This is a genomic window from Deltaproteobacteria bacterium (genome assembly GCA_016213065.1).
Taxonomy (GTDB): Bacteria; UBA10199; UBA10199; order SPLOWO2-01-44-7; family SPLOWO2-01-44-7; genus JACRBV01.
On record JACRBV010000095.1, the window covers coordinates 1 to 11,818 of the forward strand.

16 protein-coding genes and 2 tRNA genes are annotated in these 11,818 nt (G+C 45.3%); 11 read left to right on the forward strand and 7 right to left on the reverse strand.

Features of this window, described 5'->3' with window-relative positions:
- Positions 1 to 84 precede the first annotated feature (84 nt).
- The 6 genes from HY877_05545 to rho all read left to right on the forward strand — a co-directional run bounded on the left by HY877_05545 (position 85) and on the right by rho (position 3,271).
- Positions 85 to 759 carry an Ig-like domain-containing protein gene (locus tag HY877_05545; protein ID MBI5299739.1) on the forward strand — a complete coding sequence of 225 codons (675 nt, stop codon included), beginning with the start codon at positions 85 to 87 and terminating at the stop codon, positions 757 to 759.
- 235 nt (positions 760 to 994) lie between these two features.
- A tRNA-Lys gene (locus tag HY877_05550) sits at positions 995 to 1,067 on the forward strand.
- A gap of 115 nt (positions 1,068 to 1,182) precedes the next feature.
- Positions 1,183 to 1,255 (forward strand) — tRNA-Glu (locus HY877_05555).
- A gap of 113 nt (positions 1,256 to 1,368) precedes the next feature.
- Positions 1,369 to 1,869 (forward strand): NYN domain-containing protein, encoded by a 501-nt coding sequence (locus HY877_05560; GenBank protein MBI5299740.1) that lies wholly within the window; start codon positions 1,369 to 1,371, stop codon positions 1,867 to 1,869.
- Between the two features lie 171 nt (positions 1,870 to 2,040).
- Positions 2,041 to 2,271, forward strand: a complete 231-nt coding sequence (locus HY877_05565) for a Smr/MutS family protein (protein ID MBI5299741.1) — start codon at positions 2,041 to 2,043, stop codon at positions 2,269 to 2,271.
- A 76-nt stretch (positions 2,272 to 2,347) separates the two neighbouring features.
- Positions 2,348 to 3,271, forward strand: a complete 924-nt coding sequence (rho, locus tag HY877_05570; protein ID MBI5299742.1) for a transcription termination factor Rho — start codon at positions 2,348 to 2,350, stop codon at positions 3,269 to 3,271.
- Between the two features lie 131 nt (positions 3,272 to 3,402).
- Here the strand turns inward: rho and HY877_05575 are convergent, their stop codons facing one another.
- On the reverse strand, positions 3,403 to 4,260 hold the full coding sequence (locus tag HY877_05575; protein ID MBI5299743.1) for an SHOCT domain-containing protein: 858 nt from the start codon (positions 4,258 to 4,260) through the stop codon (positions 3,403 to 3,405).
- 48 nt (positions 4,261 to 4,308) lie between these two features.
- Between HY877_05575 and HY877_05580 the strand changes: the two genes are divergently transcribed.
- Both HY877_05580 and HY877_05585 read left to right on the forward strand, forming a co-directional pair.
- Complete coding sequence (locus HY877_05580; protein ID MBI5299744.1) at positions 4,309 to 4,950, forward strand: MBL fold metallo-hydrolase; 642 nt, start codon at positions 4,309 to 4,311, stop codon at positions 4,948 to 4,950.
- A 14-nt stretch (positions 4,951 to 4,964) separates the two neighbouring features.
- Positions 4,965 to 6,797, forward strand: a complete 1,833-nt coding sequence (locus HY877_05585) for a bifunctional homocysteine S-methyltransferase/methylenetetrahydrofolate reductase (GenBank protein MBI5299745.1) — start codon at positions 4,965 to 4,967, stop codon at positions 6,795 to 6,797.
- Here the strand turns inward: HY877_05585 and HY877_05590 are convergent.
- The 4 genes from HY877_05590 to HY877_05605 are packed head-to-tail and all read right to left on the reverse strand — an operon-like array spanning position 6,781 to position 9,768.
- Positions 6,781 to 7,443: an HAD family phosphatase gene (locus HY877_05590; GenBank protein ID MBI5299746.1), complete on the reverse strand. Its 663-nt coding sequence runs from the start codon at positions 7,441 to 7,443 to the stop codon at positions 6,781 to 6,783. The two genes, HY877_05585 and HY877_05590, sit on opposite strands and share 17 nt — an antisense overlap.
- On the reverse strand, positions 7,409 to 8,320 hold the full coding sequence (locus HY877_05595; protein ID MBI5299747.1) for an FAD-dependent oxidoreductase: 912 nt from the start codon (positions 8,318 to 8,320) through the stop codon (positions 7,409 to 7,411). The genes HY877_05590 and HY877_05595 overlap by 35 nt, the downstream gene beginning before the upstream one ends.
- A complete protein-coding gene (locus tag HY877_05600) occupies positions 8,317 to 9,138 on the reverse strand; it encodes an ABC transporter substrate-binding protein (protein ID MBI5299748.1) in 822 nt (273 codons plus the stop codon). Before HY877_05600 ends, HY877_05595 begins: the two co-directional genes overlap by 4 nt.
- Positions 9,139 to 9,174: 36 nt before the next feature.
- Complete coding sequence (locus tag HY877_05605; protein ID MBI5299749.1) at positions 9,175 to 9,768, reverse strand: ribonuclease H-like domain-containing protein; 594 nt, start codon at positions 9,766 to 9,768, stop codon at positions 9,175 to 9,177.
- 99 nt (positions 9,769 to 9,867) lie between these two features.
- Here HY877_05605 and queF point away from each other — a divergent pair, with 99 nt between their 5' ends.
- The 3 genes from queF to HY877_05620 are packed head-to-tail and all read left to right on the forward strand — an operon-like array spanning position 9,868 to position 11,100.
- A complete protein-coding gene (queF, locus tag HY877_05610; GenBank protein ID MBI5299750.1) occupies positions 9,868 to 10,221 on the forward strand; it encodes an NADPH-dependent 7-cyano-7-deazaguanine reductase QueF in 354 nt (117 codons plus the stop codon).
- Positions 10,218 to 10,703, forward strand: a complete 486-nt coding sequence (locus HY877_05615; GenBank protein ID MBI5299751.1) for a hypothetical protein — start codon at positions 10,218 to 10,220, stop codon at positions 10,701 to 10,703. The genes queF and HY877_05615 overlap by 4 nt, the downstream gene beginning before the upstream one ends.
- Positions 10,704 to 10,734: 31 nt before the next feature.
- A complete protein-coding gene (locus tag HY877_05620; protein MBI5299752.1) occupies positions 10,735 to 11,100 on the forward strand; it encodes a hypothetical protein in 366 nt (121 codons plus the stop codon).
- On the opposite strand, the gene HY877_05625 is transcribed toward HY877_05620, so the two are convergent.
- Together HY877_05625 and HY877_05630 are read right to left on the reverse strand one after the other, a co-directional pair.
- Complete coding sequence (locus HY877_05625; GenBank protein ID MBI5299753.1) at positions 11,097 to 11,483, reverse strand: HEPN domain-containing protein; 387 nt, start codon at positions 11,481 to 11,483, stop codon at positions 11,097 to 11,099. The genes HY877_05620 and HY877_05625 overlap by 4 nt on opposite strands.
- A partial coding sequence (locus tag HY877_05630) for a nucleotidyltransferase domain-containing protein (protein ID MBI5299754.1) occupies positions 11,468 to 11,818 on the reverse strand: 351 nt, incomplete at its 5' end. The genes HY877_05625 and HY877_05630, both read right to left, overlap by 16 nt.

Below are 11,818 nucleotides of genomic sequence, written 5' to 3' on the forward strand. Positions count from 1 at the left end.
CATGCCGAAACCGATTCCTCAGGATTGCAGACTAACTCTGCCTTACATCGACACCATGCTCAATTTCCTTTCGAAAGAAAAAAAATGAAAAAAATATTGTTTCTCTTTCTTATGATTGCAGGCTGTGGTTGGCAGGATGCCAATCAGATTGCCCCTTCGATTGATTCTACATCGCCCACCAATGGGGCGGGAGGTTTCGCACTCAATCAAGCCATTACGGCCACATTTAATGCCACGATGGATTCCGCAACAATCAGCACCTCCACATTTACCATCGGAAATGTAGCCGGAACTGTTTCTCTGGATAGCACCAAAAAAATCGCGACGTTCACTCCATCCAGCAATCTAACGGCAAGCACACTCTATACAGCAACCATTACAACAGGGGCAAAAAATACAAATGGAATTGGATTGACCAGCAACTATGTCTGGACCTTTATGACCGGAAGCTCAAGCACTCCCACGGTTAGTTCCACAACCCCCGCCAGTGGAGCAACGGCTGTGCCAACAAATCAGGCTATTTCGGCAACCTTCAGTAATGTGATGGATTCCACCACCATTACCACAACAACATTTTCTGTCGCCGGAGTAACGGGAACCATAGCAATGGATGCCACAAAAAAGATCGCTACTTTCACGCCAATTGCTCTTTTAACGGCAAACACCAAGTTTACGGCAACAATTTCTACTGGGGTTAAAGACAGCAACGGCAATGCACTGCAAAGCGCATCAACATGGAGCTTCACCACAGGAAATTAGCGATGTCCGTTATTGACACAAGGATATCCCTTATATAGCATCCCCGCACTTTTTCGCCGGTGCTTAGTGGAAGGGTATACATGATGACATAAGTTCTTGCGTATGTAACTCCCTCTCCCTTGAGGGGAGAGGGTTGGGGAGAGGGTGATCATGAGGTCACCCTCCCCTTAATCCCCTCCCCTCAAGGGAGGGGAAAAAATCAATTCGCAATTATTTATGTCGCTTTGTATAAGTAGAGGCGCTAGCTCAGTTGGTAGAGCATATCCCTTTTAAGGAGAGGGTCCCGAGTTCGAGCCTCGGGCGCCTCACAAAATTTTGCAAAGCAAAATTTTCCTCCATTTTCTATTTTCCATTCTCCATTTTCGAAAATTGGAAAATAGAGAATAGAAAATAGAGGGAAATTTTTGTTTCACAAAAATTTCAGTCCCCTTCGTCTAGAGGCCTAGGACACCGCCCTTTCACGGCGGCAGCACCGGTTCGAATCCGGTAGGGGACGCACTTTAAAAAGCCCTTGGATTTCCAAGGACTTTTTAATGAGAGTTAGTGGAAATTTCGAACTGATTTTATTTTCTATTGTCCATCTCAAACAATTCCATTACAAAATCTCTGGTGAAAATATTAAGGCAGTCCGAAAATAATTACGCCTTCATTGACAGCCAAAATCTAAATCTTGCCATTCGTGAACAAGGATGGGTGTTAGACTTCACCCGTTTTCGCCGATACCTACAAGAGAAGTATAAGGTTTCAAAAGCCTTTATCTTCATTGGCTTTATCGCACAAAATCAGGATTTATATACTTCGCTCCAGAAAGCAGGCTATATTCTCATTTTCAAACCGACACTCTTTTTGCCGGATGGAAAGGTCAAAGGCAATGTCGATGCAGAACTTGTGCTACATGCAATGATTGAATATCCGCACTATGACAAAGCCATGATTGTCACGGGAGACGGAGATTTTTGTTGTTTGGTCGATTACCTTCTTAAAAATAAAAAATTATTAAAATTAATGATTCCCAATCGGGGGAGGTATTCGTCATTGTTCAGAAAGTTGATGCCGCATATTGTTTTTATGAATGAATTGAGAGTGAAACTGGAGCACAAAAAAGGGTAAAAAAAAGAGGCATTACCTCGGGGACGAAACCCCTCGGATAGCCTCAAATCGTGATTCTGGAATTATTATCTCAAATCAACCCGGTCTGTCAATAATTATGCCTAAACTTCAAAATGTCATCTCTTGACACGCGGTTCGAAAATCTTTTAAGAATGGACGGGAAACTTAATAATGACGGAAATTGATCTTCATGGCATGAGTTTGGAGGAGGCACAGGCTGAAGTTATCAAATTTGTGGATCAGTTATATTATCGAGGAGAGGCCAGCGGGCGCATCATTCACGGCATGGGTGTGATTGCAGAAAAATTGCCGGAATGGTTGCGAAGCTATCCCCATGTTAAAAGTTTCGAGGCTGTTTGGTCCAATCCGGGAGCAACCCTCGTTTTCTTAGCCATTGCCTAACACAACTATCTTGAGAAAATCTTTTCATCATCATCGCCCCGGAAGTCATCACACTCCGCCGTTAAGGAGATCGGATGTGACCGTGCAATTTCTTCAAAAAATATCGATCGATCCTCATGAGCGTCTCCGGATGGAAACATCGGGCGGGCCTCTTAGCATGCGCGTCTTCGATCTCATTTCTCCGATCGGCAAGGGGCAAAGAGGTCTTATTGTTGCGCCTCCAAAAACGGGGAAGACCACTTTTTTAAAAGAAATTTGCATTGCGCTGGCAGGCAACCATCCTGAAGTCAAGACCTACTGTTTGTTGATTGAGGAACGACCCGAAGAAGTGACTGATTTTAGAAGATCCGTCCCGGGTGAAGTCATTGCTTCTTCTGCGGATCAAGACACCGAACATCATATTCAAACGGCCAACGCACTTTTGGAAAAGGTGATCGGCGAGGTCAATGCAGGGAAGGATGTTTTGATTCTGATCGACTCTCTCACGCGTCTCGCGCGCGTTCACAATCGCGATGCCCACAGCGGCAAAACTCTGAGCGGCGGTATGGACGCCAATGCGCTGGAAATTCCGCGTCGGTTTTTTGGATCCGCGCGCAAACTGGAAGAGGGCGGATCTCTAACAATCATCGCAACCGCCCTCATCGACACGGAAAGCCGGATGGACGATTATATCTATCAAGAGTTCAAAGGGACAGGGAATATGGAGCTTGTGCTTTCGCGAAAACTGGCCGAAGCGAGACTCTTTCCGGCGATTGACATCTCCGGATCCGGCACCCGAAAAGAAGAAAAACTTTTTTCCGAAGAAGAGTTCAGCACGATCCACAAAGTAAGGTCTTACCTGACAAGCCTGAATCCAGCCGACGCTTTGAAAAAACTCATAGAGACTCTCCCAAAATATCCTTCCAATGCAGAGTTCTTGAAAAAATTTAGTCTTTATGGGAGTGGTGGAAAATGCGTTTTTCATGGTTGTCATCCTGAACGCAGTGAAGGATCTACTTGATAATATTGGATTCTTCGCGGAGTTTATCCTGAGCCCGAACAGATTCTTCGCTTCGCTCAGAATGACAAAGCGAAGGGCTCAGAATGACAATTTGAAAATTTTAGTATTTTCACACAACTGTTTCGTCACATTTATAAAGAGTTCAGAATTTCTTCGCGCTTTTTCTGATATTCGTCTTTATTAATCAGCCCCTTCTTTTTTAGGGAATCCAACTGTTGCAAGCGCCCTTCTGTTGCATTTGTATTTGTTGGTAAAGGAGGCGTTGCTGTTGTTACAGAAACGGGTTTCGCCTTCTCTGTTGCCGGTTTTTCCAATTTTTTCTGGTCCACGGTCAATGGTCCATGGTCTATAGTCCCGCTTTCCGCAGGCGGAATTGCCAGCAGGACTTCATCGGTTGATTTGCCAAATTGCTGGCCCGGTTGAATCAGGATGGAAACACGCACCCCCTGAGCTTTGCTGATGGCGATATTCACATCGCTCATTTTGTCATAATCGTTTGAAATTTTGGCCATCAATTTTTTAAAATGGATGTGGAGCTGATTTCCTTCAATCCACGATTTGGCAATGGTGAGACGGTCATCTCTCATTAAAACTTTTGGTTTGTGAGTAACGAAGGAAAAAATCACCTCTTCGTTGGGTTGTGCTTCTTGGAAAGCTTTTGCCAGATTGGGGACCAAAAGATCGAGAGCGGGCTGATTGAAAATAACTTCGTCTGTTTCCTCGTTTTTGTTGAAAAGGGCTTTTTTGTCGAATTTCAATGCGCTGAGCATTTCTCTAAGCTGGAGTTCTGAAAAAGTATAAGGTTGGTTGATTTGGCGGTCTTTGAGGTCATCCGCATCAACCTCAACCCTCTTAACGGATTGATAGCGACGGTCTGTGTAAACATACGTGCTTTTGGTTGCCAAAACCGAACTATAGACCATGGACCATAGACCAAGGACCAAAAGCAGAAAAAAATACAAACTCTTTTTCATAATTTTTTGTTTCATATTAACTCCTTTACAAGTGCTGATTCCCTAGCATAAACACCGAATCAAATGCAATCGGTATTGATTCAGCAAATCCCGGTGGGGATGATGGCCAATTTTTCCTACCTTATTATTGATGCGGCCACCAAAAAAGCCGCCTATGTTGATCCGGGTTGGGAGGTTGAAAAGGTTTTAGCCACGGCGAATCAACTGGATGTAACCATTGAGAAAATTTTGATTACACATACCCATTTCGATCATATTCAGGAGCTTGCCAACGCTTATACCGAACTTAAAGTCCCGGTTTTTGTTTCCGCATTGGCGACAGGGACTGTTGAAGAAATGGGGATTCCCGTTCACGCTGTTGTTGATAGCGACGTGATTCCGGTTGGAAATCTTTCCGTGAAATGTCTTCACACACCCGGGCACACGCCCGGTGAAATCTGTTTTTATGTCGGGAATCATCTCATCACCGGAGATGTTTTGTTTGTGGATGCCTGCGGAAGAGTTGATCTGCCTGATTCCGATCCTGAAGAAATGTTTGAAACTTTAAGAAAGTTGAGTCAGCTTCCCGATGAGACGATTATTTATCCGGGGCATCATTATGGTTCAACCCCCACCGATACGATCGGCCATCAGAAAAAAACAAATCCTTATTTGATTGCCGCGGCGGAAGGGAAAGAGACGTTTTTTGGCAGGAGGGGAGTATAGGAGTGAGCATTCACATGAAACTTTTTTTGGAAGCGCTACAGGAAGGTATTTTGGGTGACGGGGCGATGGGGACCGAAATCTATTCGCGCGGCGTTTTTTTGAATCGCAATTACGATGAACTCAATTGCTCCAATCCTTCTCTGATTCGCGACATTCATGCGGATTATCTCAAAGCCGGTGCCGGTCTTTTGGAAACGAACACATTTACTGCCAATCGTCCCGCGCTGACCGCCTATGGTTTTGAAGAGAGAGTCAAAGAGGTCAACCGGGCCGGCACCAAAATTGCGCGCGACGTGGCCCGGGGACAAGCCTATGTTGCGGGTGCGGTGGGACCTATCAAGTCGGCCAATGTGTTGAGCGACGACGAGGTGCGTGGCATTTTCATCGAACAAATTCAAGGATTGGTGGAGGGCGGCGTTGATGTTCTCATGCTGGAAACATTTATGAATCTCCACGAACTCAAACTGGCTTACGAGGCGGCGAGGTCAGTTGCCAAAGATATTCCGGTGATTACACAGGTAACTCTCAAATATCAGGGCGAAGAGGGTTTCAAGGGAATTCAACCCGCCGAAGCGTGTGAACAAATGTGCAGTTGGGGTGCCGATGTGGTCGGTGTGAATTGTTGCAATGGACCCGTTGGTGTTTTGGAAGCCATTAAATTGATGCATCCGGTGGCGACTAAACCGTTGTCGGCTTTTCCAAATGCCGGGTTGCCGCAGGTGAAACAAAACCGCCTTCTTTATCTTGCAACTCCCGAATACATGGCGGAATTTGCTCGTCGCCTCGCGCAGGCCGGTGCTCTCTTGATTGGCGGTTGCTGTGGTACTACGCCCCCCATGATTAAAGAAATGAAACGCTATTTGCAGACGATCCATCCGGTTCGACGCATTGAAGCGATTGTCACACAAACACACAAATCAGAGGCGCCGAAACTTGCCGAAGTGCCGCTTGAAAAAAAGAGCGAATTTGGCGCGATCTTGGGAAAAAAATTCGCGATCAGTGTTGAGATTGATCCTCCAAAAGGACTGGATGCAACAAAGGCAATTGAGGGCGCGCGATTTTTGAAAGAGCATGGAGTGGATGTCATCAATATTGCCGATGGTCCCAGAGCCATGGCCCGCATGAGTCCGCTGGCGATGTCGGTTTTAATCAAACAACAGTTGGGCATGGAGACGGTCATTCATTTTTGCTGTCGCGACCGGAATTTGCTGGGTTTGCAAATGGATTTGATTGGGGCGAATGCGATTGGTCTCAAAAATGTTTTGGTGATTACCGGAGACCCGCCGAAGATGGGAGAATATCCCGATGCCACGGCGGTTTTTGATGTCGATGCGATCGGATTAATTCATTTTATCAAGAACCTGAATTGCGGTCTCGATTTTGCCAACCGTCCGATCGGAGAGGCCACCTCTCTGGTGATTGGTTGTGGTTGCAATCCCGGAGCCGTTGATATGGATTTGGAGGTGGAGAGACTTCGTAAAAAAATCGAGGCGGGCGCCGAATTTATTTTTTCACAACCGGTTTACGAACCAAAATTACTCGACACATTTTTAACGAAATGCCGTGGCTTTTTGAAAACTCCGTTTTTTGTCGGAGTCTTGCCTCTGGCTAGTCTCAAAAATGCCGAGTTTTTGCATAACGAAGTTCCGGGCATGCAGGTCCCGGAATCCGTGATGGAGCGCCTCCGCAAGGCCGCAACAAAAGAGGCTCAGCGGGATGTAGGATTAAGTGTGGCGCAGGAATCCCTCAGAGAAGCCAAATCAAATTCTTTGGTCAAAGGTGTCTATATCTTCCCACCCTTCGGAAAATACGAAGCCGTCCTCGATTTGATTAAAGTGATCCGGTAATGCCGGCGAAAGTATTCTTGATAATCTGACACGGGATGCCGGCGCGCTTGGCCGCTTCGGAGCCGTGAACGGAGTCTTCGAAGATCAGGCACTCGTCTTTTTTAAGGGGTGGGTTCCATGTACACGCATTTTGAAGGGCACCAAAGGCTTTTAGAAACCCTTCGGGATCGGGTTTTCCTTTGACAACATCTTCGGCGGTGACGATAACGGAAAAAAGTTTGCGCCAATTTTTTTTGTCTAAAATAAAATAAACTTCGTCTGGGAGTCCTCCGGTTACCAAAGCCAGAGGATATTTTTTGGCCGAGTTTTTCAAAAATTCTTCAGACCCTTCAATCATGGGAATGGTGTGAGAAAAAATTTCGCGCGTCTTGGTCGCTTTTTTGTGGATCAATTCTTTGGAGAGTTTTGGAGGAAGAGGATATTGTTTGTCCTCGCAAAGACGCGTGATAAAATCGCGGTCGTTGAGACCGATATAGCGCGCGTTGTATTCCTCTCGAGTGAAAGAAAAACCGAGTTCGACTGCGACTTCCTGCCAAGCTTTCATATGAAACGGTTCTGTGTTGACCAGAACACCATCGAAATCAAAAATAAGGGCTCGAACAGTCACGGTTTTATAAATTTGTGTTGGAAAGATAGCGATCCGCATTCATTGCGGCCACAAGCCCTTGCGCGGCAGAAACAAATTGAAGTTGTGGGACACCCGCCAACATGTCGCCGCAGGCAAAAACTCCGGGAATGGAGGTCATGAGTTGGTCGTCCACCAGTACCGCACCATCGTCCGAAATTTCTATTGTGCCTTTCAAAAATTCGTACTGCGGCTTGCTTTGGCGGGCGTAGAGAAAAACACCGCGAGTGGAAATCTGTTTTTCTTCTCCCGCAATTAAAATGGTTGCCGATTCGAGTTGTGTGTTTCCGTCGATTTTTTTGATGCTGGCGCTTAAACTAACTTCAATTTTTTCATTGTTGCGAAGATGGTTTGCAAGTCTTTCATCAATTTCAAGTTTCATGGCGGGGACAACAAAATGAATTTTGTTTGCAAAGCGGGCAAGGTGCAAGACTTCACGCGCCGCCTGCTCTGTTTTTCCTTCCACCACAACCGTCTCTTCCTCAAAAAGATTGGCATCCTGATAAGCATTGTAAAAAACACCGTGGCCCGCAAACCGTGCCTCGCCTTCAATAAAACCGATGCGATTATAACAACCGGTGGCCAAAATAATGACGGGCGCCTCCAATGTTTTGCCGGAGCTCGTGATGATTTGTTTCACGCTGGAACCCAATGCCGCTTGCGTTACTTCCTCAGGAAGAGTCTCAAAAGGGATGGCGTTGATCTGAGTTTTTAAATTTTGCATCCATTCCGCCGCGCCTATCCCTTCTGGAAAGCCCGGTAAAAGCCAACGAAGCGTGGGAAGTAAGGAAGTTGTTCCTTTATGAATGAGAACGGCTTTCCGTTTTGCTTTGGCCGCAAACAAAGCGGCAGAGCATCCTGCCGGTCCACCACCAATAATGATAAAATCGGTTGTCATACAATCCAGTCCATTTGTGTCGGTTGAGAAATGATTTTGTCTCTGTATCCTAAGTCCAACAAAAGTTGTACCGATTTTTTTCCATCATCGCCCATATCGACCGTTCTTTCGTTCACATACATCCCGACAAATTGGTCGGCTTTTTCAACGGAAAGGTCTCTTGAATATTGCAGGGCGTGTTGCACAGCCTCTTTTCGATGAGAGAGACCGTATTCGATGGAGGCCCTTAACCACCCCGCCAGCTTGTGTTGCAAGTCTTTCGGAAGATCTCTGCGAATGCCGTTGCCGCCAAGGGGAAGCGGAAGTTTGTGTTGCGCGTACCACCACTTCCCAAAATTGAGAACCGACTCCAACCCCAATGATTCATAAAAAAGTTGACCCTCATGAATGATGAGTCCCGCGTCGACTTCTTTACTGACAACGGCGTTTAAAATTTTGTCGAAGGGAATTACTTTGAACTCCACATCGGGTTTCCAAAGTTTTAAAAGCAGAAAGGCGGTTGTTTTTGTGCCCGGTACGCCGATTACCATATGGTGCCTGGCACCATATGGTAATCGGACTAGAAGGGGTCCGTAATCTTTTTCACCGAAGCTGGCTCCCGCGACGCACATGGCATATTTTTTCTGCACGGAGGGATAGGCGTGAAAAGAGAGAGCGGTAATTTCATGGCGCCCTTCCAGAGCCCATTCATTGAGTGTTTGAATGTCCTGAAGTTTGTGCTCAATTTTTACATCGCCCGTGTCGATTTTGCCTGTGGCTAACCCATAAAACATAAAGGCATCATCGGCGTCGGGACTGTGTGCAAGTGTGATTTTCATAAAAGGACCATGGACTATGGACAAGGGACCATAGACCTAAAACAGACTAAATTGTTTTTGTGCCTTATCTCCGGCAGTTTCCAGTTTCCAGCAAACTTTGGCTTTCAATTTATCGGAACCAAATTTATTAAGAAACAAAAGTTCCCCGTGTTTGGCGCCGTATTCATAAACTTCTTTGGTGATACGCACATCATCGAGACAATAATTTTTTAATTTTTCAAGTTCCTTGGAATTCCAATAGCGGATGGCATCCAAACCGTGTCCACTTTTTTGTGTGCCGAGGGTTGCTTTTGCAACGCTATCAAGACTTACACGATGACCCAATGTTTTTGTCAACTCTTCCAGAATATCAAGTGCCTGCAATTGTTTGAGATCGAAGTTGGCGAAATAAGGTTGCAACACAGGAAGGTCAAACCGGCGTTGGTTAAAACCCACAATGAGTGGTTTTTCGGCAAGGATACTCAAAAGTTTTGGAAAATCATTTTCCCAATAAGCTTGGTAATCGTTGGTCCGGTAGGAGTAGACGCCCACGACAGACACCCCCAAAGCGCCCAAATTATCGCGGCCGCCCACATCTTCAAAAGAGCGTTTGGTTTCCAAATCAAGAACGATAATGTTTTTTCCCTGCATGGCGTGGGTGTCTATCAGTCGAATTTTTGGAAGTCAAGGTGGGTAAATTTTGGTGTATAGAAGTTTTAAAATCCATTGCGTGGTTTTGGGTGATTTGCTATGGGCTGGCAAATGCTTGAAACCTTTCCAAATCCCAACCCAGAGCGCGATTATGTCGTTCATTGTGAATGTGCGGAATTTACCTGCCTTTGCCCCAAGACCGGCCAACCTGATTTTGCCACGATCCACACAAGTTATATCCCTGGCAAAAAATGTTTTGAGCTGAAATCCTACAAGATCTATCTTTGGTCTTACCGGAACGAAGGCGCTTTCCATGAAAAAGTGACGAACCAGATTTTGAACGATCTTGTTTCCGCGGTGGAACCGCGTTGGATGGAAGTGCGCGCCGTTTTTAACATACGCGGTGGAATTACAACGACTGTCACTGTGACACATGGGGAAAAATCAAAATGAGTTGGTTTCGTTTGTCATTGCGAGTAGTAGCGAAACAATTTCCAATTAGCGGAGAGATTGCTTCGGCCGTACGGCCTCGCAATGACGAGGTGACAGACCCGGGAATTGATATTTATATTCCTTCCGAAATAGAATCTGTAAAGACAGCTCATGCAGAGAGAGCCCCTCAAATTTTGGGGCCTATTCGCTGGGTACAGCAATTGTTGGCTAAGCGCCAAGCATTAGAAATAGCCAAAGAAATTATTTCCAAAGTGGAGTTGCTACCTCAATCACCCGATGGTGCCATTCGCTATTTTTTTGATAATGATTTACCCGCGCTTGTTCGGTTAAGTCAAAGATATCCCGTCTTGGTGCAGAAAATGTTAAATGAAAAATTGGAAAATTCTCCGACGCGTCAATTCTCAGAGCCTTGGTATCGTCTGGTGCAGGTGGCGTGCGGTGATACGCAGGCCATTTTGCCCGCATTAGATGGTTTATGCTGAAAGCTGATCGCTGATCGCTTTTTTTAGGTTTATGCTAAACACATTGAATGGAAAAATTTTGCCGTATTTGTATGGTCTTCAAAAAGTGGCTCTTTTTCGCCCGCGAGAGGCCACCCACCTTATCCAAAAAGTTTTTGACAAGGGAGATTTGAATACACGTCTGGCTGTTTTTCGGACGATCATTTTTTCAAATAATCTCGGAGATGGAAAACAGGTTGGCGACTTGTTTGTAAAATTGATGGCGGCAACTACGGTGGAAGAAAGAAAAGAAATCGTGGAACCTTTTTTCAAAAATCTTTTATCCCAGCTTCATATACCTCATTCCAAAGCAAACCGCGGCAAACTTTCGTGGCTCAATGCCCTCTGTCATGGATGGAAAAAAGAAAATTTTTCCTAATCAACCTTGATTTGCAAAAGTGTTGTGACAAAATCTTCGGCCATTGCGACCAACTCTTGCGCTTTTTTTTCATCAATGGGCGGGAGGGCGGTGTAATCGGCTATGAGTCTCCATTTGGCGAGCTCTCGAAATATGTCTGAATATTTTGTCTCCATCAGTTTTGTTTTGATAAAATGCCGCCGCAATTGAATTCCCGTCTGTTTGTGCGTTCCAGCCAAAATACCAAGCGCGGCGAGTCGCGCATGAACCGCATAAAAACAGGCATAATAAGATTTGGAAACAGTCGAATCCAAAAAACTCTGCGACAAAAGCATTTTAGCTTCTTTAATGGCTTCTCTGGCTCGTGTTTCGTAATCCGTGGCCGCCTTTATTGATTTTTCCATAACAAAATGCCTTCCTGTTCAATGGATTGAGCAAGGGGATAGTGATCTTTTTTCATGGTCAGCCATTCTTCCTGTGGAATTTCCATAATGGCAAGTAGCTCCTCATAATCAACGGATTCCATTGCCTTCTCACTGATTTCATCAATACCATTGGTGGTATCTAAATTTCGCTTTTTTGAAACAATCAAAATATCGATATCAGAATCGGGTTTATAATTTCCCCTTGCATAGGAACCAAAAAGCCAAATTTCCAAAATTTCGTTCGCAATTTTGGAATCCTGAATCTGTTTTACAAACGACTTGGCGGTCTCACATATCTTTGGCTCTGTGTGAAA

Excerpts from the sequence above, each read along its gene's own strand:
- HY877_05545 (MBI5299739.1), top strand. The coding sequence starts at position 85 with ATGAAAAAAATATTGTTTCTCTTTCTTATGATTGCAGGCTGTGGTTGG.
- HY877_05565 (MBI5299741.1), top strand. The coding sequence starts at position 2,041 with ATGACGGAAATTGATCTTCATGGCATGAGTTTGGAGGAGGCACAGGCT.
- HY877_05575 (MBI5299743.1), bottom strand. The coding sequence starts at position 4,260 with ATGAAACAAAAAATTATGAAAAAGAGTTTGTATTTTTTTCTGCTTTTG.
- HY877_05580 (MBI5299744.1), top strand. The coding sequence starts at position 4,309 with ATGCAATCGGTATTGATTCAGCAAATCCCGGTGGGGATGATGGCCAAT.
- HY877_05585 (MBI5299745.1), top strand. The coding sequence starts at position 4,965 with ATGAAACTTTTTTTGGAAGCGCTACAGGAAGGTATTTTGGGTGACGGG.
- HY877_05590 (MBI5299746.1), bottom strand. The coding sequence starts at position 7,443 with ATGCGGATCGCTATCTTTCCAACACAAATTTATAAAACCGTGACTGTT.
- HY877_05595 (MBI5299747.1), bottom strand. The coding sequence starts at position 8,320 with ATGACAACCGATTTTATCATTATTGGTGGTGGACCGGCAGGATGCTCT.
- HY877_05600 (MBI5299748.1), bottom strand. The coding sequence starts at position 9,138 with ATGAAAATCACACTTGCACACAGTCCCGACGCCGATGATGCCTTTATG.
- HY877_05605 (MBI5299749.1), bottom strand. The coding sequence starts at position 9,768 with ATGCAGGGAAAAAACATTATCGTTCTTGATTTGGAAACCAAACGCTCT.
- queF (MBI5299750.1), top strand. The coding sequence starts at position 9,868 with ATGGGCTGGCAAATGCTTGAAACCTTTCCAAATCCCAACCCAGAGCGC.
- HY877_05615 (MBI5299751.1), top strand. The coding sequence starts at position 10,218 with ATGAGTTGGTTTCGTTTGTCATTGCGAGTAGTAGCGAAACAATTTCCA.
- HY877_05620 (MBI5299752.1), top strand. The coding sequence starts at position 10,735 with ATGCTAAACACATTGAATGGAAAAATTTTGCCGTATTTGTATGGTCTT.
- HY877_05625 (MBI5299753.1), bottom strand. The coding sequence starts at position 11,483 with ATGGAAAAATCAATAAAGGCGGCCACGGATTACGAAACACGAGCCAGA.